The sequence below is a fragment of the Microcoleus sp. ARI1-B5 genome, from assembly GCF_036705795.1.
Lineage (GTDB): Bacteria > Cyanobacteriota > Cyanobacteriia > Cyanobacteriales > Microcoleaceae > Microcoleus.
In genome coordinates, this window is the sequence record NZ_JAUBVK010000017.1 from 52,634 (window position 1) to 75,629 (window position 22,996).

Below are 22,996 nucleotides of genomic sequence, written 5' to 3' on the forward strand. Positions count from 1 at the left end.
AGAGGAGGGGGCGATCGGTCAGCTTGTGGCATCTTAAAATACGATCGCGCCTACTAATACACTTTACTAATCTGACTGCTCAGTCCTGGGCCGAGAAAGCGGGTTTTTTAACCCCCATACTTCGTTCTAACCCTAAATCCGAGTTGAAAAACTCGGTTTCGAGGAGTCGGAGTGCGATCGGGAACTGTACTTGTGCTACTAATGACCATTAAATAGGAGAAGAAATAGATGTCTAAACCAGTTATTTTGTGCGTTGACGATGAGAGAATGGTGTTAGACAGTCTCAGGACGCAGCTAGCAGCAGAATTTGGAGATGCCTACAGCTATGAAGGAGCAGAAGATGCTGAGGAGGCTTTAGATGTAATCAGCGAACTTTCTGACGATGCCGCCAGCGTTGTTGTGATTATTTCTGATTGGTTAATGCCCGGTATTAAGGGAGATGAGTTGCTAATTCGCATTCACAAAAAATACCCCAATGTTATTAAAATTATGCTCACAGGTCAAGCTGATGAAGTAGCAGTTGACCGAGCAAAAAAACAGGCTAACCTCCATCGCTGCTTGTCTAAACCTTGGTCGGAAGCCGATTTGCTGGAAACTATTAAATCCGGTTTATCTAAATTATGACCCAACAGGTAATTATCTGTGTAGATGATGAGAGAACTGTACTCAGGAGCCTCAAAGCAGAACTGCAAGAGTCTATCGGTAATGATTATCTAATCGAAATTGCTGAAGGCGGGGAAGAGGCATTAGAGTTAATTGCAGAATTGCTAGAGGATGGGGAGGAAATTCCTTTAATTATTTCCGACCACATTATGCCTGAGATGAAGGGAGATGAGCTGTTAAAAGAGGCTCATCTCATTTCGCCGGACACTATAAAAATTATGCTGACGGGACAAGCAGATATTGAGGCGATCGCCAATGCTATCAACTGGGCAAACTTATACCGTTACATCACTAAACCTTGGCAAGCTGAAGATTTGAAATTGACGGTTAAAGAAGCGCTAAATAGTTATCTTCAACACAAACAACTGGCACAACAAAACGCTCAACTCCAGCAAATGAATCAGGAGTTGGCACAGTTAAACTCCGAGCAAGCGGTACTGATTGCCAAACTCCACGACAACGAAAATCGCTTGATGCAGTTTTTGGAAGCAATGCCGGTGGGCGTGGGAGTGCTGAATGCGGAGGGCAAAGTTTACTATATCAATAAAAAAGCAAAAGAGCTATTTGATAAAGGAGTCGTGTCCGATATCCCAGCCGAACAATTGTCAGAGGTTTATCAACTTTATCAAGCAGGAACTCTTCAACATTGCCCAGTCGAAAACTTGCCCATCATGCGGGCATTGAGGGGCGAAACTTCCATGGCTGACGATTTAGAAGTCCGACAGGGCAACAAGGTTATTCCCCTAGAAATTCATGCTACCCCGATTTACGATAAACACGACCAAATTGTCTATGCTATCAACACTCTTCTAGATATCACGGAACGCAAAGAAGCTGAGGCCGAGCGCAAAAAGTTCATTGATGAGCTCTTTGAGGTCAAATGCAGTTTGGAAATTTCACTGGATGCAAAATTAGAAATCCTTGAGGCGACAAGCCGCTTTGTACCCAAGGAGTTTTTATCTTTTTTGGGATGTGACAGTATTGTTGGTGTTAAATTGGGAGAAGCGGTGGAGTTGGAAATGTCGATTTTGTTTTCTGACATCCGCGATTTCACTACTCTCTCGGAACAGATGACACCGCAAGAAAATTTTAAATTTATAAATTCTTATTTGAGTCGAATGGAACCGCTGATTGTGGAAAATCAGGGGTTTATTGATAAATATATTGGCGATGCAATTATGGCGTTGTTTAGCGAGGGCGCGGATGATGCTGTGAAAGCGGGAATTGCAATGCTGCATACTCTTGCTGAATACAATCGACAGCGCGCTGCGGCGGGCGATGTGCCGGTTCAGATTGGGGTGGGAATCAATACTGGTTCTTTGATGCTGGGTACTGTTGGCGGAAACAGCCGGATGGACGGTACTGTGATTGGCGATGCGGTTAATTTGGCTGCTCGGATTGAAAATTTGACGAAGAATTACGGGGTGTCGCTGTTAATTACTCAGCATACTTTCGATCGCTTGACAAATCCTGCTGATTATGCAATTCGGGTAATCGATCGGGTTCAGGTTAAGGGTAAGTCTGAATGGGTGACTGTTTATGAAGTTTTTGATGCGGATTTGCCGGAAGTTAAAGCGGGGAAGTTGGCTACTTTGCAACTGTTTGCTCAGGCTTGGTCTTTGTACAATATGTATAATTTTAGCGAAGCTGCGACACTTTTTGCCGATTGTTTGCGGCAAAATCCGGGGGATAAGGTGGCTCAAATTTATTTGGATAGGTGCCAATAGTTAGTTGACAGTTGACAGTTGTCAGTTGGCAGTTGGCAGTTGGCAGTTGACAGTTGGTAGTTGTCAGTTGGCAGTTGGTAGTTGTCAGTTGTTAGTTGGTGATTTTTAGTAATAACCAATGACTCATAACTAATGACTAATAATACGATTTTGACAAAAGATTGCTATACAATAAATGTTGTGTTTGTTTACAATGACGCTGCTCAGAAGGTGCGTCGCTGTTAAATCGTCGATATTTTTTAGGGATTGTTGATAGATCCACACCCTACGATTACTGTTGCATTAATTTGACAAATTGGTATAACTAATGTCAACTGTCAACTGTCAACTGTCAACTGTCCGCTGCCCAACTGTCAACTGTCAACTGTCAACTGTCAACTGTCAACTGACTAATTTGTTCGATCGGCATTTCGATGATAAACTCGGCTCCGTGGCCGAGTGCAGACACGCAGCTCAGTTTGCCGCCGTGTTCTTGGAGGACTTTGTAGGAAATTGACAGGCCCAAACCAGTGCCTTTCCCTGCGGGTTTGGTGGTAAAAAAAGCCTCGAACAACTGCTGGGAAACTTCTTCTGGCATACCGGGACCGTTGTCAGAAATCCGAATTACAGCCTTGGAGTTTTGGACTTCTGTCCTAATTTTGATTTTGCTGCGGTTAGCTTTGGCTTCGGCAACCGATCGCCCTGCGTTGTATTCCTCGATCGCGTCGAGCGCATTTCCGATCAAATTCATAAACACCTGATTGATTTTACCAGAATAGCATTCAACTAAAGGCAAATTTCCATATTCTTTAATTACCGCAATTTCTGGATAGTTGCCGCGCGCTCTCAACCGGCTTTGCAGGATTAGCAGCGTTCCTTCAATGCCTTCGTGCAGATTAACTTTGGTCATTTGAGAATCGTCTTTGCGAGAGAAATTTCTGAGCGATCGCACAATTTCCCGAATGCGATCGGCCCCTATCTGCATCGAAGATATTGCTTTTGGCAAATCTTCTAACAGAAACTCTAGCTCCATCGCCTCAATTTTATCTTGAATTGGTGCCGGTGGCTGCGGGCAGTGCTGCTGGTACATATCGATCAAATTCAGCAAATCTTCCGTGTAGTGGCCTATGTGGACGAGATTGCCGCAGACGCTGCTAACGGGATTGTTAATTTCGTGCGCCACACCGGCTACCATTTGACCGAGTGTAGACATTTTCTCAGTGTGAATCAATACTGCTTGAGTTTGCTGCAATTCGTGCAAAGTATTTTCGAGCTGAAGTTTTTGTTGGGTTAACTCGGTTTGCGATCGCAGCAAAGCTTCCTCGCTGCGTTTTTGTTCGGAAATATCAGTAATTAACCCTTCCAAGGCGAGCAATTCACCTGAGTCGGAATATACTCCCAAACCTTGCTCCCAAACCCATTTTAATTCGCCGTTTTTAGAAGTAATTCGGTAATTTAGCTGATAGGGTCGATTTTCTCGCAGGGCAACTTCCACGGCATTACAGAAGATTTCGCGATCGTCGGGGTGAGTCAATTCCGAGAGAGAAATTTGCCCAGTGCCGATAAATTCTTCAGGAGAATAGCCGGCTAGCTGATAGCAACCTTCGCTGACAAACTCCATACTGCGATCGGCATCGTTGCGAAAACGGTAGGCCATCCCCGGCAAATTGCTCATCAGCGTGGACAATGCGCGCTGGCTTTCCCGCAGGGCTTCTTCTGCGTGTTTGCGATCGGTAATATCCGTCATCACCGCCAGCATACACAGTTCGCCGTCCAAATTAATCAATTCTGCTGACAGCAAACACACCACCACCGATCCCGACTTCATCCGAAACTCGCATTCCTGACTGCGAACCACACCTTGTTCCTGCAAACTTTGCCTAAAATTAACTCTGTCTTGCGGGTTTACCCAAATATTTAATTCCGGTACTGTATGAGCGACTATCTCCTCCCTAGAGTAACCGAGTGCCGACAAAAAACTGTCGTTAGCCTCCAGAAACCGCCCCTGGGCAAAAGTAGTAATAGTCATCGGATCGGGACTCGATCGAAAAGCCTTAGAAAACTTTTCCTCCGACAAACTCAACTGTTTAATAGCGTCTTCCAACTGACTTGTCCGCTCTTTTACCCGGCATTCCAATATCTCGTTAGCCTGCTTCAGAGCCACCTGGGCCTGCACCCGCTCGGTGATATCGCGCACCACAGCTTGCAGCCCCATTTTGCCGCCGATATCCATAGAAGTTAGCAGCACTTCCGCCGGAAACTCGGAACCGTCCAAACGGCAGTGCCGCCAATCAAAACGACAATTTCCCGTTTCCAGAGCCGTATTAATTCGCTCTTGAGACAGACTCATAGAATCTTGTCCGTCGGGTTGCAGCGGCGGGCTAAATTCAGAAGGATGCTTGCCGCAAAACTCCGATTCTGTGCTGCATCCAAATAACTTTAAAGTAGCCGGATTGCAGTCCAAATAACCCTCTTCGTCTAGCAGCATTACCGCATCTGTAGTCGATTCGTAGAGAGTGCGAAACTTCTTTTCCGATGCTTGCAAAGAAGCAATCAACTGCATCCTTTCCTCTCCCGCCCGCTTTTGCTGAGTAATGTCCTGCATTACTTGAGAAAAGCCCTGCAACTCTCCGCTTTCATCCCGCAAAGCAGTAACAATAATCTTCGCCCAAAATCGGGAGCCGTCTTGGCTCAAGCGCCAGCCTTCACTTTGATATCTACCTGCTGCGGTAGCTGTGACTAATTTTTCTTGTGGCTTGCCCATTGCAATATCTTCAGGCGTATAAAAACACTCAGACTTTTTGCCGACTATTTCGCTGGCTTCATACCCCAAAATTCGTTTGGCTCCGGAATTCCAGCTAGCTACATATCCCTTAGTATCTAACATGAATATAGCATAATCTTTAACACCTTCAATTACCATGCGCAGGCGTTCTTCACTTTCTCGAAGTCCAGCTTCTGCTTTTTTGCGCTGGGTGATATCTTCCACAAAACCTTCGTAGTAGAGCAATTTTCCGCCTTCATCGCAGACAGCCCGGGCATTTTCTGCGATCCAAATTACTGTGCCATCTCGGCGATAAATCTGCGACTCAAAATCTGACACGATGCCTTGTTCTTGCAAAGCAGAAATAAAGTCACCGCGGCGATCGGGATTGACGTAAAGCTGATCGCTGATATCAGTCAGACTGGCCATCAATTCTTCGGGGGAATTATATCCGTAGATCCGAGCCAAAGCTGGGTTGGCGCTGAGGTAGCGCCCGGTCGGTGTTGTCTGGAAAATGCCAGAAACAGCATTTTCAAACATACTGTAATATTTGGCTTCCATTTGGTGCAGTGCCTCCTCGATATTCTGGCAATCGATCGCTTTGTTTTCCAATTTACACTCGATCGTTTTGTTTTCTAATTTTTGGTGTCCCATTTTTGAATACCCTGCTGTGTTTTTGTTGTGTAAAATTCAATATTTTTGGCTATCTGTTAGTATAGATGCTGTGTCGCCCGCCGATAAATCAACCGCCAAGCCGTGCGATTGTTTCTAGGACTTCTCATTTATAGGCAACACATATCAGGACACAACACGGCGTTGTGTCCCTACAGAATATGTGTATGCGATGCGATCGAGAACTGCTAGAGTCTGGGATTCCAGTGACACTGCTGTATTTATTAACTTCATCTACGGCGCTGTTAGTTGTTAGTAGAGTTGTGAAAGTTTAACCAGTCGGGTAGATTTTTGCTTGTGCTACAAATGAGTGTGAAAATCGGATTTGCCAATCAATCTGCCGAAAGTTGCACTCGTTTGAGCAAAACCCGCCTGTTAAAATCTTCCCGAACATACGAGCAATTACATACCATGAAATTAGCTGCAAGCCTGTTTCTCCTGTTTCAGCAGTGGCTTTTACCGCGATCGAGCCTCTTGTACAGCACCAACTGCCGATTTTTAGGCGGCGATCGTCCGAGCGGCTAACTAAGAGCAAGTAATCCGCCGATCGATCTGAATGCTTGCCACCAATATGCCAGTTAAAATTGATTTTGAGGCGGCAGATAACAGAGCTGACGGTCGATCGCTCCTTACGATATGGATACCCTATCTAAAATTGTCACAATCCGGGGGACGATTGTTGTATCAAAAACTTCATATTCGGATACTGCGGGCGGATAAATTCTGTAGCGATGCTGTCATTTCGGCAAAAATCTGGGCGGCAGCGCGCAAAATAGCGTCTGCCAGTCTGGTAAAATCCCGATCGACACTCGGCGCAGGCCCGACATCATCGATCCGCCCCAGCAAAAAAAATATTCTAGCTACAGCGGTTCTCTCGAAGAGTGAGGTATTCACCAATTAATTAACAATTCCTCAATTCCCCAATCCAAAATCTAAAATCTAAAATCTAAAATCTCAATCTGTACCTCATATACCTGAGAAAGCTATACATGACTGATTCTCCCGTACTTGCAACACCAGATATATCCCCTGCTTCAACCTTGAGGGCCGATTCTCCCCTGTGGCCAGCCTTGCTGCAACAACTGTTAGACAGACAATCCCTCTCGCGCGCCCAAGCCTGCGACTTAATGCAGGGATGGCTGGCAGAAGCCATACCCCCCGTGCTTTCCGGCGCGATTTTAGCAGCCCTCCAAGCCAAAGGCATCTCTGCCTCAGAATTAGCAGGAATGGCTCAGGTATTGCAGTCTCAATCTCTGACGGGCGAGTCCCAGAGCGTTGTCGATCGCAAATCTCCCATCTCCAATCTCAAATTAATTGATACTTGCGGCACCGGCGGAGACGGTGCGTCCACATTTAACATTTCCACTGCTGTCGCTTTTGTCGCCGCCGCGGGCGGAGTTCGAGTCGCCAAACACGGAAATCGATCGGCATCCAGCAAAGTCGGTTCTGCTGACGTGCTCGAAGCACTCGGAGTCAACCTCAACGCCGATACGGAGAAGGTAAAAGCCGCTGTAGACTCCGCAGGCATCACATTTTTATTTGCGCCGGGGTGGCATCCCGCACTCAAGGCTGTAGCGTCGCTCCGGCGCACTTTGAAGGTGCGGACTGTTTTTAACCTTTTAGGGCCGCTCGTCAATCCTATGCGCCCTACAGGGCAGGTAATCGGGGTGTTCGATCCCAGTCTGCTATCAACTATTGCCCAAGCTTTGGGCGAGTTGGGGACTGAGTTGGCGGTAGTCGTTCACGGCCGAGAAAAGTTGGATGAGGCGGGTTTGGGTGATGTGACTGATTTGGCTGTTTTGTCGGGCGGCGAGGTGGAACTCACTACTTTACACCCGGAACAGGTAGGATTGACACCAAGTGCGATCGGCTCCTTGAAAGGCGGAAATGTTGAGGAAAACGCCGAGATTTTGCGCCGCGTTTTGCAAGGCAAAGGTACAGCAGCACAAATGGATGTTGTAGCTTTGAATGCGTCTTTGGCTTTGCAAGTGGGAGGTGCAATTCCTATGGGTTCCCATGCAGCAGGAGTTGATTTGGCTAAGGATATTTTATCGAGCGGCGAATCTTGGTTGAAGTTGCAGCAGTTGGTTGAATTTTTGCGGTGAAGTCATTAGTCATTAGTCATTGGTCATTAGTCATTAGTCAGTAGTCATTTGGAAGAAGGAAGAGGGGAGCATCTCAGTTTTGATTTTGTAGTGTGAACTCGCGACAGAGCGCACTCCCAAAAAACGCTTTTCACAAAATCGGGATGTTCCCCAATCTTCGGGCGTTATACAATCCTCAAAACCTCTCTCGATCGAACATTTTTGAGAGTTGATGCACCGTAGAATCTTCCGACTTCACGCTTGACTTCTTCCGACTTCCTTCTTCCCTCGCACTTCTTCCTTCTTCCGACTTCACGCTTGACTTCTTCCTAATGACTAATGACCGATGACTAATGACTAATGACTAATGACTAATGACTAATGACTAATGACTAATGACTTCTCTTTAAGAGCGCGATCGAAATTCAATCACATCTTGCTTAATAGTCATATCTTTATTACCAAAAAAGTCGTGACCCAACAGTCCGATATCTAGGGATGGCGAGATGGCCACAACTACATTGTTAACCGCCAGACCACCTGCTTCAATAGAAGTCAAACGACCGAGGGGAAAAGTAGCCACTCCGTTGGCAGTTTGTTTTTGCACTGTTCCCTGGAGAACAACGCCCAAGGCTTTAGCCATTGCTGGTGTAATTACTGTGCCGCTGGCTCCAGAATCTACCATCATATCGAACTTTTGTTGGCCGTTAAATGTGACTTCTATGACTGGGATATTAGCTTCTCGGCGTTTAATTTTTGTCTGAAATACTCCCGACTTGGCTGCCGGCCCCGTCGCAGGCTTCAATTCTTCCGGGAGAAAACCGCATACTGAGCGGCTCAAGCTGACAGTTTGGCCGCTTGAGTTGCGAATGAAGCATCCCTCGCTCTCTTGAGCTACGGCTCGCGAGGAGTTGACTGCGGTGCAAACTAAAATTGAACTGCTCAGAGAAATAACTGCTGTCAAAGCCAGTAAAGGTTGGCGCAGGTTGTGAGCGTTCAGCAGAGGCTTTTTGTGGTTGGACGGTAAAGGCAAGGGAGAGTTGCTAGGCATAGTTTGATTAAACGTCTAGGTCGATCGTAACAACGACAACTGCCTTTTGGTGTAGATTGAGCGTTGATGCCCAGTTTGGGAAGTTTAGCTGTTATTTTGTCCTCAAGGGCGCTATGTAAAAAAATGCTTGACAAACGACAAACAATTTGTTTAAGTAATTGAGACTCAAAGGCTTGCAAGTGAAAAGTGCCAAAGCAGGCTATATAAATTTTGATCGGATTTAGCTACAAACCGTAAAAAAAAATACAGCAAAAAAAAATATCGGAAACTAAAATAAGATTTTTATTTGGCTAATCAGCCAGAAGTCCCTACTAGGGATGAAAATGAAATGAAACTAAACCTAAAGTAATTAAGGATGCCATGTCACTTTCAACTGCACAACCCGCTCTCCTAGTCCTGGCTGACGGTACTGCTTACCGCGGCTGGTCGTTTGGCGCTGACGCTACCGTTGTCGGCGAGGTAGTATTCAATACGGGAATGACGGGCTACCAAGAAGTTTTGACAGATCCGAGCTATTGCGGTCAAATTGTTACTTTTACTTATCCAGAATTGGGCAATACCGGGGTAAATCTAGAAGATGAAGAGTCTTCGCGCCCGCAAATTCGAGGTGCGATCGCCCGCAACGTATGCAGCCGCCCCAGCAACTGGCGCTGTTCGCAATCCCTGCAAGACTACCTAAAACAGTACGATATCCCCGGGATTTACGGCATCGACACCCGCGCCCTCACCCGCAAAATTCGCACGGTGGGAGCGATTAACGGCGGCATTTCGACCGCGATTCTCGACCAGGCGGAGCTTTTGGAGCAAGTGCAAAACGCCCCCAGCATGGCCGGGCTGAATCTGGTGCGGGAAGTGACCACCCGCGAGGTTTACGAGTGGTCGGAAGCCACAGACTCGGTTTGGGAGTTCAGTCCCACAGTCAAGCCTGATAACGGCGAAATGTGGACGGTGGTAGCGCTAGATTTTGGGATCAAGCGCAACATCCTGCGGCGTTTGGCGAGTTACGGCTGTCGGGTGATCGTTGTCCCCGCTGACACGGCGCCGGAGGAAATTCTCAAATACAACCCGGATGGGATTTTTCTGTCCAACGGGCCGGGAGATCCTTCGGCGGTAACGGAAGGGATCGCGACTGCAAAAGCTCTGTTGAAGTCGGACAAACCTGTGTTCGGCATTTGCATGGGACACCAGATTCTGGGACTTTCCTTGGGTGCAGAAACTTTTAAACTCAAGTTCGGCCACCGGGGATTAAATCATCCGGCGGGTTTAACTCAGCAAGTAGAAATTACTAGCCAAAATCACGGTTTTGCGATCGACCCTGATTCTCTAGTCCCGGAAGTAGAAATTACTCATCTCAATTTGAACGATCGCACCGTAGCCGGATTGAAGCACAAAACCCTGCCGCTGTTCTCAGTCCAGTACCACCCGGAAGCCAGTCCGGGCCCCCACGACGCTGACTATTTGTTCGATCGATTCGTCCAGTCAATGCGAGACAATCAGAAAGTAGCAGCTTAGTCAGCAGTCATTAGTCAATAGTCATTAGTCATTAGGAAAAATGACCGATGACCGATGACCGATGACCGATGACCGATGACCGATGACCAATGACTAATGACTGATGACTAAAAAACTGTAGACAAAAGACCAAAAAACTCCTATAATGAAGCCTCGACTTTAAGCCATATCTAGCTAGGAGGGTGTCATTCCTGAGTCATTGACCCTGACCGTTAGCCTCAGAGGCACTCGCGAAGTCAGGAATAACCATCAGTTATTTCGCCTGACGGGCCTGCTGGACGCTTTTTCTGAGGCCACTTTTCGGAAGGTACTGAGCAAATGTATTGACGAGGGCCCAAAACACGTAATTTTGGACTTGTCTCAGATAGACTTTGTGGATAGTTCAGGCTTGGGCGCACTTGTGCAACTTGTCAAGAAAGCCCAAACTTTGGAGGGGACATTGCAAATTGTCTCAAATCCCCGCGTAACTCAGACTGTTAAACTGGTTCGCTTAGAGAAATTTTTGTCTTTGCAGCCTTCGGTTGATGAGGCGGTAAAAAACGTCAAGGATGCTTGACGCCACAGTGGATTGAATTAGCTATCCGGTTCTTAACGCTGGATAGCAAATTTTTATGGTTGGGAGGGGCAAAATAATATCGCTTTTCCCAAAAGCTGCGCCGATGAAGGGCCGCTATTTCCCCCGATGCTTTGAGGGATGGGGAGTGGCAGTAAAATATGTGTTGGAAACACGCTCAAAAATGGTATAAGAATTAGGGAACCAGCAGGTCTAGGCGATCGCCTTAACAAAGCCGTGCAGTCGCTATAATTGCTGAAGAGACGAAAGACGAAATAAGTAAGTTGTAGAAAAACCAAGCTGTGCGGAAGTTTTATTTAAAAAAGTATGTCGCCGATCGCAGATGACGGGCTCAAGCTGAGTCTGACAGATATCAGTTTAAATCGAGAGCATACTGCGAGGGCGACACCCGCAGAAATAGAAAGGATTTCGCCCGCAGCGTGGGCATATTTGGGAGATGCAGTATACGAACTCTACATTCGGAGTTCGTACTTAATGCCGCCGAGAAGATTGCAAGCTTATCACGAATTGGTGGTGGGGCAAGTACGAGCCGAAACTCAAGCGCGTCACTTGCGATCGATCTCTCCTTACTTGAACAGTACAGAATTAGCAATTGTCAAGCGCGGCCGCAATGCCGTATCAGGCCGTTCCAAACGAGCAGATCCAGAAATATACCAACAAGCCAGCAGCTTAGAAACTTTGGTGGGATATTTGTACCTCACCGATCCCGAAAGATTGACCGAAATTATGGCACTTTTAGAACTTGAGACTGAAATCATTTAGCAGTTAACAGTTGCGAATCGCGAGGTATTAATCAACAACTCTGGCACGGCGACCAACCGTGCAACAGCAAAAAGCTCGCGAAGGAAAACAGGATTTATCAGTTATTAATAACTAGCAACTTGTTTCTGTGCAAAAATCCTGGATTCATCACCCGCAAATCTAAAAATCTCAAAGCCCCAAGATTGCTCCGTCAATCCAAAATCCAAAATCCCAAATCCAAAATCTTTTTGACTACAAGAAAGCAATGAGAAAATTTACCAGACCAAACTCTTCGCGATCGAATTCCGACAGCAAGCCATTCATTCGCGAAGGCGGGCGTCAGGACTCACAACCATCCTCTGCCCGCTTTGAACGCAAACCCCGTCCCGACACTCGCTCAGTAGACGCGCCTCAAAAGCGATCGACCTTCTCCCCCCAATCCCGAGAAATGCCCGTGCGATCGATTTACAAACGGAATGTCGATTCCGACAGCCAACCCTCCATACGCAGAAATCATTTCAAAGACAGAGACAGAGACGCAGACAGCAGCCCGCAGGAATCCCGGGGCAATTATTACAGAGACAGAGACAGAGACAGAGACAGCAGCCCGCAGCCAGCCCGCAACAATTTCCGTGACAGAGACAGAGACACAGACAGCAGCCCGCAGCCAGCCCGCAACAATTTCCGCGACAGAGACAGAGACACAGACAGCAGCCCGCAGCCAGCCCGCAACAATTTCCGTGACAGAGACAGAAGCAGCCCGCAGCCAGCCCGCAACAATTTCCGCGACAGAGACAGCAGCCCGCAGGAATCCCGGGGCAATTATTACAAAGACAGAGACAAAGACAATAACCCGCCGGAATTCCGGGGAAATCATTTCCGAGACAGAGACAAAGACAGAGACACTCGCCCGGTTGACACTGCCTCAAATACCGTCGTGCAACCAGACGCAGACACAGACGACATGATTTACGGCCGCCATGCGGTGCAAGCAGCTTTAGAAACAAACCAAGTCCTCAACCGGATTTGGGTTGTCCCGCACCTGCGCTACGATCCCCGCTTTCACAGCTTGCTGACTGAAGCCAAAGCTAACGGCAGCATCATCGACGAAGTGGACGATTTGCGCCTCGACTACATCACGCGCAAGGCCAACCACCAAGGCGTAGCCGCCCAAGTATCAGCCCACGAATACCTGGATTTGAGCGAACTGATCGCACAGGCTAAGGCGGATTGCGAAGATCCCGTTATTGTGGTAGCAGAAGGACTCAACGACCCTCACAATCTAGGGGCGATTATTCGCACCGCAGAAGCATTGGGAGCTCAGGGCATGGTGATTCCGCAGCGGCGCGCCGTTGGGATTACCTCGGCAGTGAGAAAAGTGGCAGCAGGGGCATTGGAAAACCTGGCAGTGGCGAGGGTTGTCAATCTTAACCGGGCGCTGGAAGAATTGAAAGAGGCTGGATTCTGGATTTATGGCACTGCTGCCGGCGTCGGTGACTCGGTAGAGACAATCAAGTTCTCCGGGCCCACTGTTTTAGTTGTGGGCGGTGAAGCTGACGGTTTGAGCCTTTTGATACAGCGCGGATGTGACGGATTAGTTTCAATTCCTTTGAGGGGAAAAACTCCTAGCCTGAATGTCTCGGTAGCAACCGGGATGGCTTTATACGAAATTTACCGCCAGCGCGGGCCCAAAAAGTTTCACGTCCACTAACGGTGAAATGGGTTGAAAAAAACAGCACAACAGAGTAATTTATGTAAGTAGCTAAAGCCTTGCGCTCGCTGTCTATAGCTACTTAGACCTGACTAGCATAATGCCGAGTAGAATGTCATCTGGGAAAACACCATGTATGCACTCAAAATTACAGTTAAAGCTGAATAAAAAACAAGTAACTCTGATGAGAAACCACTTTGGTTGTTCCCGGTTTGTCAGCAGCTACGGCGATGCCAGAATAGGTGAGGGCTACCAAAAATTGAGCGGTTGCACAGCCTGAACAAGTAAGGATAGCCGATCGGCTATCGCTACGGACAGGCGAAAGCATAAGGGGCCTTCCCCCTACGCTCAAACAGGAATGCGACACCAATCTATTTAGAGATCAGCTTTAAATAGGTTTGGATAGGTTCAAAGGTAGCATTACAGCCGCGTAAATAACAAAAGCGCAGGCGTTGCCCGCAGCACCCTGAAAACACCGTTAAATACATTAGAAAAGCAGATGAAAGAATTCTTGATTAGCTTGCTCAATTTTTTCGGATTGGCTTGGTGGGTTGAAGTGAAAACTTCAGCGCCGCGGTGCATTTACTATTTTGGCCCGTTCTTGACTTCTCAAGAGGCGGAAGGTGCAAAAGCAGGATATGTAGAAGACATAGAAAATGAAGGCGCAGAAGGTCTTAGTGTTTCCATTCAGCGCTGCAAACCGATTGCTTTGACGGTAGCAGATGATTTGGGAAAGTTTGGTGAGGGAGGGTTGTTGCCTGTTTTGAGCGGCCAGTAGCACCAGGGATTGTTTAGTGGTTAATTGCTTCTGATATCATGTCCGTCTAAATACCGATGATTCCAAAGCTTGCGAAAGCAGAGGTAAGTAATTTCAAACACTGCGATTGCTTCACTTCACTTCGTTTCGTTCGCTGTTTGAGAGCTCGCAAGTAATTTGCCTGATATGATATGAAAAACTCAAAATTTAAGGCTGGCAATTGCTAACTGCTTGGGGGAAATTCTCAATCCAGCGATCGATATCTGCGAGTACCCGATCGGGAATTTCCCAAGGAAACAAGTGGGCTGTATTTGGATAGCACTGCCACTGACAATCGTGGAGGTGGCGGGCTGTTTCTAAACTGGATGCCGAGGTGATGTGCCGATCGCCCTCTCCGGCCAACACCAAGCACGGACATTGAATGTCGCCGAGGTGCACCAGTCGATCGTATCCGGCCCTGAGAGCGGTATTTAACGCCTTTGCAGCCGCGCTGGAAGTCTGGAGGTAGGCGGGGGTACCTGCCCGTGCTAAGTAGCGGTAAGGCGTGGCTGTATGCTGCTGTATCAAGTAGCGAAAGAGCGATCGCCTGCCAAAAGTATCGATATTCCACTGCCAACCGGGTACCAGCCAGTTGATAATTCCGGCTAAACCGGTGTAAAGGTTATCTTGCCAAGAAATGGGCGGGTGACTGCCGCGCGGTTTGGCGGCGGATGCCAGTAGAATCAAACCGGTGACTCGCTGGGGATATTTCATCGCTAGTTCGAGGGCTAAAATCCCTCCCAAAGACCATCCGATTACCAAACAGCGCTCGACTCCCAATCGGTCTAAAAGTGCTTCTAAATCAAGTAAGTGGTCGGTCATTTCAAAGGAATTTGAGGTGCGGCTGTTGCCGTAGCCGCGCAAGTCTGGGGCGATCGTCCGAAACCGCTTTGATAGGTGTTCTGTAAACACAGACATACAATCGCCGGAACCGGGATGGCCGTGCAAGCAGAGAATCGGAAATCCTTCTCCTTTGACGGAAACGTTGAGTTTTTGATGCGACATTTTTTAAGAGAAGTCATTAGTCATTAGTCATCAGTCATCAGTCATTAGTCATTAGTTATTAGTTATTGGTTATTGGTTATTGGTTATTGGTTCTTAGTACCAATGCCCTGCGCGGGCCACGGAGCCCTGCGCGGGCCACGGAGCCCTATGCCCAATGCCCTGCGCGGGCCACGGAGCCCTGCGCGGGCCACGGAGCCCCATGCCCTGCGCGGGCCGATTGCACCTCATCTTTCTGAGAAGTGCTATATACATCGGTTAAAAGCTGGGATTATTACTAATATAATCGGCAATTTTAGAAATAGACTGGCGGATTTGTAGATCGCCGCTGCTGCGGCTGTCAATCACAGTCATTACATAGGCTTCGCCGTCAATGTTCATCGCTAAAGTTGTGCCGAGTACCAGGGAATTTTCGCCGGTTTTTTCGCCCAACCACTGAGCTTTAGTTCCTTGCAAGGCGGCAAATCCCAGGGCGCGATCGTACTGCTGGTTGAGAGTTTCTACTAACATTTTAGCACCGGGTGTTTCGCCGTTGTAAATTTGCACCATCATTTCGGTGAGTTCGTTGGCAGTCACGCGGTTTGGCCCGGAACCGGGGTTGGCGGGCATAATTTTTTCCCCCATTAATTTGAAGTTCACGCGGGTGACTTGGTAGCCGCGATTTTCTAAGAATTGATTGATGTAATCGGAGCCCAAATAATCGATCAGTTGATTGGTGGCGATGTTGCTGCTGCGATCGATCATTTCTTCTAACAGTAGGTGCAGCGGGTAATTGCGCCTAGACAAAATCTTCGTCGATGAGTCTTCGGTGAAATTGCCCGGAGTGACGAATACTTCCTGGTTGAGGCTAATTCTTTCTTTTTCGACTTTTTGCATCAGGGCGACAGCAATCGGCAGTTTAATTAAGCTGGCTGGACTGACAGGAGGCACATCGCCCCGCAGGTTAACGCACTCTCTAGAAAGGTGGCAAATCCCGATCGAAGCTTGCTCGGACAAACCGCTTGAACGGGCAACCTCCGCCAAAAAATCTGATTTTGCTTGCTGCACTACAGAGCTTGCTGCGGTTAAATTTTCCCGGTATTCTTGAGTTTTTGAGGCTGTGAGGGGAGCTAAAAATGAATTTTGCGGAACTTCCTGCAAATTGTTGAGGGCTTGGTGCCACAAAAATTGGGTTTGCTGCGAAGATTCGATCGACTGATTTTGCTGCCGTCCCGTTTCTACGGCTCTGTTGGCTAAACGGACTGCTTGCTGCAAGTTGTCGTTAGCCCTCTGTTCTACTAATATTTGAACTTCTACCGCTTGCAACTGAGAAAGCAGTTTTTCTTGAGGATTGCCGGCGAAGGGAACTAAGCCCGAGAGCAGGGTTGGTTCTGGGGAGGGTGAGGCGGGTTGTTCTAATTGGGTGACGAGCCGATCGCGAATTTTGTAGAGTTCGTCTAGGGAACGCGGGTTAGATGATTGAGAGAATGAACTTGTGATGGTTAAAACTTGAACCAGTCCGATGCCGGCTGCGAATGCCGCCATCTTGTTTGCGATCGACAAAAAACGCCTGAACCCTGGCATATTCAACATCCTCAACACAACCAAATTCTATATAAGCAGCTATTGTTACAAGAGTCAAACGATTTGAGATTTGAGATTTGAGATTGGGCATTTTAGTAGCCGTAGGTGCGGATACATCGAAAATCCTCAAAAAAGAGCGACAATCTCATAGCGGCGCACCTTTTATTTTAATGAACCCGGGCAACAAACCCAACATTTTTGTGGTAGCAAGCTTTTTGATAAATGGTATAAGGTGCGCCGCCACAAAATTGTCGATTTAATGCAAGGGATTTTTCGTGGTGACACACCCTAGGAATACTGCTAATGACTGCTGACTAATGACTGTTGACTAATGACTAATGACTTCTTCAAAAATAAAGGGAGCGATCGCACCCAATGGCGATCGACCCCTCTAAATATGGCGAACTATCTACTTTCTGCGGCGCCGCCGCCAGTCAACACCCAACCGCTTGAGGTAATCCCAGCCGCGTTGGGGCCAGACATGAGCGCTACCAGTCTTTTCGGCAATCCAGCGAGCTACTTTCGGGCCTGTCCAGTCTCCGCCGTCGGGGGCGGGGCCTTGCAGCGCTTGTCGCAGTTCTTCTTGCTGTTCTGGACTCAGCAAGGATTTTGCAGGAGGGGGCTGGCGGTCTCCGCTGCGGTTTCTCACAGAGTTGGGCCCTTCTCGGTTGTAGCGCTGGACAATTTCTTTGGCGTAGTCGTAGTTGAGACCTACGACTTGGGCTGCTTGTTTGATAGTCCAATTACGGGAAACTAAGAGTAGCAAGTGCCAGCGGCGCGACTCTGTGGTGTTTTGTGCCTGCCGGTAGCGAATTTTGAGTTCCTCTGCCGTCAGGTGAGATTCTAAGTGAGCTTTAGGTGGCATTCCTCCAACGGGGCATCGGGAACTTCTTACCATATATCTCTGGTTTTGGGGAGAATTCCGGATGAAATTGTCTTCGGGGGGATCGTTGGGGCAAATACGTAGCTTTATTTACCGCAGATGCACGCAGATAGACGCAGTTGAAGAAGGGCTGTAAGTGGGTGCAATTGCCAGCTATATTGGCTAAGTGGCTAGTAGAAATGATAAAGGTACGAGCATGGCATCCATCCGCGAGTTGCACCGACAACTGGTCAATAAAGAACGCTCTGCTGTGGAAATTACTCAAGAAGCATTAGACCGAATTACCCAGCTAGAGCCGAAGTTGAAAAGCTTTCTGTGCGTGACAGCAGACAGCGCATTGGCGCAGGCCCACAAAGTGGATGCCCAAATCTCCGCCGGAGAGCAAATTGGGCTGTTGGCCGGCATCCCGATCGCCGTTAAAGACAATATGTGTACCGAGGGCGTTCCCACAACCTGCGCCTCTCGGATTTTGGAGAATTTTGTGCCTCCCTACGATGCAACCGTCGTCTCGAAACTCCACGCAGCCGGTGCGGTGATTTTGGGTAAGGCGAATATGGACGAGTTTGCAATGGGGAGTTCGACGGAAACTTCTGCCTATCAAGTTACCGCGAATCCTTGGGATTTGGAGCGCGTGCCCGGAGGGTCTTCTGGCGGTTCAGCAGCAGCCGTAGCCGCCGGAGAATGCGTCGTCAGCTTGGGTTCTGATACTGGGGGCTCGATCCGCCAACCTGCTGCTTTTTGCGGTTTGGTGGGGCTGAAACCGACTTATGGGTTGGTTTCTCGCTACGGTTTGGTGGCCTATGCTTCTTCTCTCGATCAAATCGGGCCCTTTGGCCGGAATGTTGAGGATGCGGCGATTTTGTTGGGGGCCGTCGCCGGTTACGATCCGAAAGATTCCACGAGTCTCAATGTCCCAATTCCTGACTACGCCCAAGCTTTGAGACCGAGTTTGCGACCGAAGGGTCAGATTAGAATTGGTGTAATTAAAGAAACTTTTGGGGTAGGGTTGGACTCGGGGGTTAAAGAGGCTGTTACTAAGGCGATCGAGCAATTTCAACAATTGGGCGCAGAAATTCAAGTAGTTTCTTGTCCCCGGTTCCGCTACGGTTTGCCCACTTACTACATTATTGCTCCGTCGGAAGCTTCGGCAAATTTGGCGAGATATGATGGAGTGAAGTACGGTTTCCGATCGCCCGATCCCGATAATCTTTTGGATATGTATGCCAAAACTCGCGCCCAAGGGTTCGGTGCGGAAGTTAAACGCCGGATTGCGATCGGCACTTACGTGCTGTCGGCTGGATATTACGACGCCTATTATCTCAAAGCTCAAAAAGTTCGGACTTTGATTAAAGAAGACTTTGAAAAAGCTTTTTCTCAAGTTGATGTTTTGGTCTGTCCCACTGCTCCGACTACGGCTTTTAAGGCAGGCGAAAAAATTGACGACCCCCTGAGTATGTATTTGTCAGATTTGATGACTATTCCGGTGAATCTTGCTGGTTTGCCAGCTTTGAGTTTGCCCTGCGGATTTGATGAGAAAGGACTGCCGGTGGGCATACAACTGATTGGCAATCTTTTGCAAGAATCTCGGCTGTTTCAAGTGGCTCACGCTTACGAACAGTCTACAAATTGGCACTTGCGTCGCCCCCAATTGCATTAATTTTTGAAATTCGGCGGAACGCTGCGGCGGAAGTTAGTAATAGATCGGGGCTAATAATCTGAATTAATCATCATCGTTAGCTTTTGACCGATCGCTAATTTCCCGCGTGCCCTATTTTCTATGAACAAGTTTTTGGTATTCCTTTTGTCTAAATCGCTCATAACTTTTGGGATAGTTTTGGCGATCGCTTATTCTGCTGCTTGTGTATTTCTATTTGCGGCGCAAGGTAAGTTTATCTTTTTTCCAGCGCGGGCGATCGAAACTACCCCAGATAATTTTCAGTTGAAATATCAAGATGTTTTGCTGCCAATTCCAGCGAAAACAGGCGCAGTGGAAACCGTGCACGGGTGGTGGATTCCTGCCTCGGAAACCCCCCGCAAGGTTCGGGGGGAAGTCAGAGAAGCCGTTCCACTTCAACCATCCCAAACCCCCCCCAGCCACCCCTTGTTAAGGGGGGGAGCAAGAGAGGCCGTTCCGGTTCCTTCCCTTAACAAGGGGAAGTTAGGGCGGGTAGTTTTGTACCTGCACGGTAATGGTTCAAATGTGGGAGCAAATGTCGAACACGCTAATCGATTTCATGGCTTAGGTTTGTCGGTATTTCTGATCGATTATCGCGGTTACGGCAAAAGTCAGGGCGATTTTCCGAGCGAATCCCGGGTGTATGAGGATGCTCAACAGGCTTGGGATTATTTGGTGAAACAGCGCGGGATTAACCCTAATCAAATTTATATCTACGGTCATTCTTTGGGAGGGGCAATTGCGATCGATCTGGCAGTGCGCCACCCGGAGGCGGCTGGGTTAATTGTGGAGGGATCTTTTACTTCGGTGCGGGCGATGGTTGATTTCCAAAAACCGCAGTTTTGGATGTTTCCGATAGATTTTTTGCTGAGGCAGCGGTTTGATTCTCTTTCAAAGGTCGATCGGCTGCAAATGCCGGTACTATTTATTCACGGGACTGCTGATACTGTAGTTCCACCCCAAATGGGCAAAAAACTGTTTGATGCAGCACCTGAGCCCAAACAGCTTTACATGGTTCCAGATGGAGGGCACAATAATGCGGCACAAATCGGCGGTGCAGAATATCTGCTCATAGTCAGGCAATTTTTGGATATTTCAAAGTAGAGAAAAGCAGTTGTATAGCAAGAAACCGGGTTTTTGAGTTGAGTTTGTAGTAGTTAGTGACGCATGGGGGGTGAGAAACCGGGTTTCTACGAGTTTTGGGTTTGGTAACGAGAACTCTCGGAAGAAACCCGGTTTCGGGGTTCGCGAGTGCGATCGCCCCTATGCAATTCAAACGCACAACAGCTTAAGACTTAATTAAACCTTAAAACATCCAGCCACCAGTCATTGATGGGACGGCAGTAATTGCAGTAATTGTTCGAGCTAATCGGTTGTTGTTTGTTAACTTCGCAGCCTCGCCGAGATAGTTTGCGGTTCGGCATCCGGGCACCGCACAAATTAGCATCTGTAAGATTAGCTTTGTTCAATCTCGCATCGCTCAAATCAGCCCCTCTGAGGTCTGCACCGCTGAGATTTGCACCGCTTAAATCAGCTTCTTTGATGTCTGCACCGCTGAGATTTGCACCACTAAAATCGGCATTTCTCAAGTCGGTTCGACTTAGTTTAGCGGCGCTCAAATTAGTGCATTTTAAGTTAGCCAACTGGAGCGATGCGTCTAGAAGAGAGCTCTCGCTGAGGTTGGCATTTTCTAAGTTTGCTCCCCGGATGTCGGCCCTGCTCATATCGGCTTTGCTGAGGTCGGCGTCGGCCAAAAAGGCATTTCTCATGTTGGCGTTGTTTAAATTAGCTTCCATTAAGTCCGCCGCCGTCAAGTCCGCATCAACTAAGTCGGCCCTGCTGAGACTGGCGCGGCTCAAGGAAGCGCCAAACAAATCTGCACGGCTCAAGGAAGCGCCAAATAAGTCGCATCCGGGACATCCTCTTGTTGCTAGCAGCCGCTTGACTAGAGACAGATTTTGAGCTTGTAAGGGAACTGCTGCGCAAAATGGGAGTAGCAGTATCGCTGCTGCGAGAATTGTCAGTTTAATTTTGGTCATAAGCTGTTGCGCATTTAAATTGTATATTTCAATTCCCTATTTCCCATTCGTCAAATGATCTCCCTCTTTCCCCCTCTCCGTTTCTCCCCCTCTTCCTTTCTCCCCGAATCCCCTCCTCCCCCTCGAACATAACAGACAATCTAGATGCAAGCAAAACTTAGTTTCGGTAAATCTTGTAACACCTAGTTTTTTGCTGGAATGACGCGCGCGGAGCTAAAAACAGGGTTTTTTTGTTATTTTTCGCTGTCAAACCCCACATTCTTAGCAGAAACCGGGTTGTTTGCGTAAGTTCTAGTCTAGTGCGTTGACGCGGCGCGGCGGTGTCAGGTTCGCCGGCGATCGCACTTGCGGATATTACTTACGCCTTTAGGATGAGAGCGAACACATCAAAACAGCCTTGCAGGCGATCGGCCAACCGCCGTTGGCAGGCGCTGAATGCCTTGTATTTGCAAGCGTGCGACGGCTTCCGGCAAATGGCTGGCTCCGGCAGCGGAGCGGTAATTTGTGGTGGATGCAGGGGGATTTTGCTCCCGGGGGCGATCGTTCTGGGTACAGGCGATCGGTAAATAAGCCAATTGGCTTAGACTCTTAAGACATATTGCTGATGCGTTGCCTTCTGTAAAAAAGATAGCATTTTCGTGTGAGCGCCGAAATTATACTGAAAAAGCAAGTATAAAAAAAGACTAAGTGTGTCGGCGGGTGTGAAATTTGGGTACAGCTAATACTTTCATCCGAGGAAAATCAATGTCGAACAGCATAGATCAACTGGCAGAAGGCGGCAGAGGGATCAAACTCATGTGGCAGATTGCAGACGAGCTGAGTTACACCCGGACTCTCGACGGTAAAAATTGTTTATCGCTGAGCAAAAGTTACGAAGTAGAAGGTCGCAATCGATCGCAAAATATAAAAAAGGCTAGCGCTTTAGATGGGTTAATGAATTTCTTCAAGAGCTGGGATTGGCAGGATGAAATAGAGCAGGAAGAAGAACTGAATGAAAGTTTCGTGCAAAACATCAGCCTCGAAGTCAACACAGATGTGAATGCTTTAACTAGAGTTTTGGAGTGGTTCGATCAGTTAAAAGATTTATCGCTCCCCGATATGGTTTGGTTCCAGTTTCAGCTAGCTTTGGCTGAAGGTTTCACGAATGCAGTTCGCCACGCTCACAAAAATCTGCCAGTAGCAACTCCTGTTCAACTGGAAATTACGGTGTTTAACGGACGCTTGGAACTCAATGTTTGGGATTGCGGCCCGCGTTTTGATTTTGATGCTAAGCTCGCGGAAATTATCGCAGCCGATAGAAAACGCTTTTCGGATTTAGAGGTTTTGAACGATCCTTGCTTAATGCCTCCTAGCAGAGCGAAAACTTTGGAACGGTCTCAGTTTCTGATTGCTGGGTAGCTTTGGAGTGAGGGACAATTAACAGACTGGTACGGTGGAAAATGTGTTATTCTAAAAACGGTGTTAGGGGAAGAGTTACGGGTTTTGTCTCCGCGTGCGTCAGGGGTTTTGAATACTGGCTACTTGCTGCGGATGAGGTTAAAAGCTATGGACTTGGGTGAG

General features: G+C 47.9%; 21 protein-coding genes. 14 read left to right on the forward strand and 7 right to left on the reverse strand.

The features are described from left to right. The first annotated feature begins 228 nt into the window (after positions 1 to 228). Together QUB63_RS22430 and QUB63_RS22435 are read left to right on the forward strand one after the other, a co-directional pair. The gene (locus QUB63_RS22430; protein ID WP_332947534.1) at positions 229 to 624 is read left to right on the forward strand and encodes a response regulator; all 396 of its coding nucleotides are present in this window, start codon (positions 229 to 231) and stop codon (positions 622 to 624) included. Beyond that, positions 621 to 2,390 (forward strand): adenylate/guanylate cyclase domain-containing protein, encoded by a 1,770-nt coding sequence (locus tag QUB63_RS22435; protein WP_332947535.1) that lies wholly within the window; start codon positions 621 to 623, stop codon positions 2,388 to 2,390. Before QUB63_RS22430 ends, QUB63_RS22435 begins: the two co-directional genes overlap by 4 nt. 367 nt (positions 2,391 to 2,757) lie before the next feature. Here QUB63_RS22435 and QUB63_RS22440 read toward each other — a convergent pair whose 3' ends face one another. Beyond that, positions 2,758 to 5,787, reverse strand: coding sequence for a PAS domain-containing sensor histidine kinase (locus QUB63_RS22440; RefSeq protein WP_332947536.1), 3,030 nt, complete (start codon positions 5,785 to 5,787; stop codon positions 2,758 to 2,760). Positions 5,788 to 6,111: 324 nt separating this feature from the next. On the opposite strand from QUB63_RS22440, the gene QUB63_RS22445 reads away from it, so the two are divergent. After that, positions 6,112 to 6,330, forward strand: coding sequence for a hypothetical protein (locus tag QUB63_RS22445; RefSeq protein ID WP_332947537.1), 219 nt, complete (start codon positions 6,112 to 6,114; stop codon positions 6,328 to 6,330). 168 nt (positions 6,331 to 6,498) lie between these two features. Here QUB63_RS22445 and QUB63_RS22450 read toward each other — a convergent pair whose 3' ends face one another. Then, a complete protein-coding gene (locus tag QUB63_RS22450) occupies positions 6,499 to 6,702 on the reverse strand; it encodes a hypothetical protein (protein WP_332947538.1) in 204 nt (67 codons plus the stop codon). A gap of 92 nt (positions 6,703 to 6,794) precedes the next feature. Here QUB63_RS22450 and trpD point away from each other — a divergent pair, with 92 nt between their 5' ends. Then, complete coding sequence (gene trpD, locus QUB63_RS22455) at positions 6,795 to 7,910, forward strand: anthranilate phosphoribosyltransferase (protein ID WP_332947539.1); 1,116 nt, start codon at positions 6,795 to 6,797, stop codon at positions 7,908 to 7,910. 385 nt (positions 7,911 to 8,295) lie between these two features. On the opposite strand, the gene QUB63_RS22460 is transcribed toward trpD, so the two are convergent. After that, entirely contained in the window at positions 8,296 to 8,940 is a 645-nt protein-coding gene (locus QUB63_RS22460; RefSeq protein WP_332947540.1) for a retropepsin-like aspartic protease family protein, read from the reverse strand. A gap of 360 nt (positions 8,941 to 9,300) precedes the next feature. Between QUB63_RS22460 and carA the strand changes: the two genes are divergently transcribed. From carA to QUB63_RS22490, 6 genes are all read left to right on the forward strand, one after another. Continuing rightward, positions 9,301 to 10,452 carry a glutamine-hydrolyzing carbamoyl-phosphate synthase small subunit gene (gene carA / locus QUB63_RS22465; RefSeq protein WP_332947541.1) on the forward strand — a complete coding sequence of 384 codons (1,152 nt, stop codon included), beginning with the start codon at positions 9,301 to 9,303 and terminating at the stop codon, positions 10,450 to 10,452. 199 nt (positions 10,453 to 10,651) lie between these two features. After that, positions 10,652 to 11,008, forward strand: a complete 357-nt coding sequence (locus tag QUB63_RS22470; protein WP_332947542.1) for an STAS domain-containing protein — start codon at positions 10,652 to 10,654, stop codon at positions 11,006 to 11,008. A 324-nt stretch (positions 11,009 to 11,332) separates the two neighbouring features. Beyond that, positions 11,333 to 11,788 (forward strand): Mini-ribonuclease 3, encoded by a 456-nt coding sequence (locus QUB63_RS22475; protein WP_332947543.1) that lies wholly within the window; start codon positions 11,333 to 11,335, stop codon positions 11,786 to 11,788. 244 nt (positions 11,789 to 12,032) lie between these two features. Continuing rightward, positions 12,033 to 13,478, forward strand: a complete 1,446-nt coding sequence (rlmB, locus tag QUB63_RS22480) for a 23S rRNA (guanosine(2251)-2'-O)-methyltransferase RlmB (protein ID WP_332947544.1) — start codon at positions 12,033 to 12,035, stop codon at positions 13,476 to 13,478. Between the two features lie 136 nt (positions 13,479 to 13,614). Next, positions 13,615 to 13,758, forward strand: a complete 144-nt coding sequence (locus tag QUB63_RS22485; protein ID WP_332947545.1) for a helix-turn-helix domain-containing protein — start codon at positions 13,615 to 13,617, stop codon at positions 13,756 to 13,758. A gap of 219 nt (positions 13,759 to 13,977) precedes the next feature. Continuing rightward, a complete protein-coding gene (locus QUB63_RS22490; protein ID WP_332947546.1) occupies positions 13,978 to 14,256 on the forward strand; it encodes a DUF1816 domain-containing protein in 279 nt (92 codons plus the stop codon). A gap of 186 nt (positions 14,257 to 14,442) precedes the next feature. Here the strand turns inward: QUB63_RS22490 and QUB63_RS22495 are convergent, their stop codons facing one another. The 3 genes from QUB63_RS22495 to QUB63_RS22505 form a co-directional block, all read right to left on the reverse strand. Then, positions 14,443 to 15,279 (reverse strand): alpha/beta fold hydrolase, encoded by an 837-nt coding sequence (locus QUB63_RS22495; RefSeq protein ID WP_332947547.1) that lies wholly within the window; start codon positions 15,277 to 15,279, stop codon positions 14,443 to 14,445. Between the two features lie 255 nt (positions 15,280 to 15,534). Then, the gene (locus tag QUB63_RS22500; protein WP_332947548.1) at positions 15,535 to 16,839 is read right to left on the reverse strand and encodes a serine hydrolase; all 1,305 of its coding nucleotides are present in this window, start codon (positions 16,837 to 16,839) and stop codon (positions 15,535 to 15,537) included. A gap of 409 nt (positions 16,840 to 17,248) precedes the next feature. Then, positions 17,249 to 17,704, reverse strand: coding sequence for a helix-turn-helix domain-containing protein (locus QUB63_RS22505; RefSeq protein WP_332947549.1), 456 nt, complete (start codon positions 17,702 to 17,704; stop codon positions 17,249 to 17,251). 214 nt (positions 17,705 to 17,918) lie between these two features. Between QUB63_RS22505 and gatA the strand changes: the two genes are divergently transcribed. Both gatA and QUB63_RS22515 read left to right on the forward strand, forming a co-directional pair. Continuing rightward, complete coding sequence (gene gatA / locus QUB63_RS22510) at positions 17,919 to 19,379, forward strand: Asp-tRNA(Asn)/Glu-tRNA(Gln) amidotransferase subunit GatA (RefSeq protein WP_332947550.1); 1,461 nt, start codon at positions 17,919 to 17,921, stop codon at positions 19,377 to 19,379. Between the two features lie 120 nt (positions 19,380 to 19,499). Beyond that, positions 19,500 to 20,501, forward strand: coding sequence for an alpha/beta hydrolase (locus tag QUB63_RS22515; RefSeq protein ID WP_442922320.1), 1,002 nt, complete (start codon positions 19,500 to 19,502; stop codon positions 20,499 to 20,501). 191 nt (positions 20,502 to 20,692) lie between these two features. Here QUB63_RS22515 and QUB63_RS22520 read toward each other — a convergent pair whose 3' ends face one another. Further along, positions 20,693 to 21,436: a pentapeptide repeat-containing protein gene (locus QUB63_RS22520; protein WP_332947553.1), complete on the reverse strand. Its 744-nt coding sequence runs from the start codon at positions 21,434 to 21,436 to the stop codon at positions 20,693 to 20,695. 320 nt (positions 21,437 to 21,756) lie between these two features. On the opposite strand from QUB63_RS22520, the gene QUB63_RS22525 reads away from it, so the two are divergent. Next, a complete protein-coding gene (locus QUB63_RS22525; RefSeq protein ID WP_332947554.1) occupies positions 21,757 to 22,002 on the forward strand; it encodes a hypothetical protein in 246 nt (81 codons plus the stop codon). Positions 22,003 to 22,180: 178 nt separating this feature from the next. Further along, positions 22,181 to 22,834: an ATP-binding protein gene (locus tag QUB63_RS22530; RefSeq protein WP_332947556.1), complete on the forward strand. Its 654-nt coding sequence runs from the start codon at positions 22,181 to 22,183 to the stop codon at positions 22,832 to 22,834. Positions 22,835 to 22,996 lie beyond the last annotated feature (162 nt).

Bases quoted from the DNA above. Each gene is read 5' to 3' on its own strand.
- QUB63_RS22500 (WP_332947548.1), bottom strand. From the start codon at position 16,839: ATGCCAGGGTTCAGGCGTTTTTTGTCGATCGCAAACAAGATGGCGGCA.
- QUB63_RS22430 (WP_332947534.1), top strand. From the start codon at position 229: ATGTCTAAACCAGTTATTTTGTGCGTTGACGATGAGAGAATGGTGTTA.
- QUB63_RS22475 (WP_332947543.1), top strand. From the start codon at position 11,333: ATGTCGCCGATCGCAGATGACGGGCTCAAGCTGAGTCTGACAGATATC.
- carA (WP_332947541.1), top strand. From the start codon at position 9,301: ATGTCACTTTCAACTGCACAACCCGCTCTCCTAGTCCTGGCTGACGGT.
- gatA (WP_332947550.1), top strand. From the start codon at position 17,919: ATGGCATCCATCCGCGAGTTGCACCGACAACTGGTCAATAAAGAACGC.
- QUB63_RS22515 (WP_442922320.1), top strand. From the start codon at position 19,500: ATGAACAAGTTTTTGGTATTCCTTTTGTCTAAATCGCTCATAACTTTT.
- QUB63_RS22445 (WP_332947537.1), top strand. From the start codon at position 6,112: ATGAGTGTGAAAATCGGATTTGCCAATCAATCTGCCGAAAGTTGCACT.
- QUB63_RS22505 (WP_332947549.1), bottom strand. From the start codon at position 17,704: ATGCCACCTAAAGCTCACTTAGAATCTCACCTGACGGCAGAGGAACTC.
- QUB63_RS22435 (WP_332947535.1), top strand. From the start codon at position 621: ATGACCCAACAGGTAATTATCTGTGTAGATGATGAGAGAACTGTACTC.
- QUB63_RS22485 (WP_332947545.1), top strand. From the start codon at position 13,615: ATGCACTCAAAATTACAGTTAAAGCTGAATAAAAAACAAGTAACTCTG.
- QUB63_RS22490 (WP_332947546.1), top strand. From the start codon at position 13,978: ATGAAAGAATTCTTGATTAGCTTGCTCAATTTTTTCGGATTGGCTTGG.
- QUB63_RS22530 (WP_332947556.1), top strand. From the start codon at position 22,181: ATGTCGAACAGCATAGATCAACTGGCAGAAGGCGGCAGAGGGATCAAA.
- QUB63_RS22460 (WP_332947540.1), bottom strand. From the start codon at position 8,940: ATGCCTAGCAACTCTCCCTTGCCTTTACCGTCCAACCACAAAAAGCCT.
- trpD (WP_332947539.1), top strand. From the start codon at position 6,795: ATGACTGATTCTCCCGTACTTGCAACACCAGATATATCCCCTGCTTCA.
- QUB63_RS22495 (WP_332947547.1), bottom strand. From the start codon at position 15,279: ATGTCGCATCAAAAACTCAACGTTTCCGTCAAAGGAGAAGGATTTCCG.
- QUB63_RS22440 (WP_332947536.1), bottom strand. From the start codon at position 5,787: ATGGGACACCAAAAATTAGAAAACAAAACGATCGAGTGTAAATTGGAA.
- QUB63_RS22520 (WP_332947553.1), bottom strand. From the start codon at position 21,436: ATGACCAAAATTAAACTGACAATTCTCGCAGCAGCGATACTGCTACTC.
- rlmB (WP_332947544.1), top strand. From the start codon at position 12,033: ATGAGAAAATTTACCAGACCAAACTCTTCGCGATCGAATTCCGACAGC.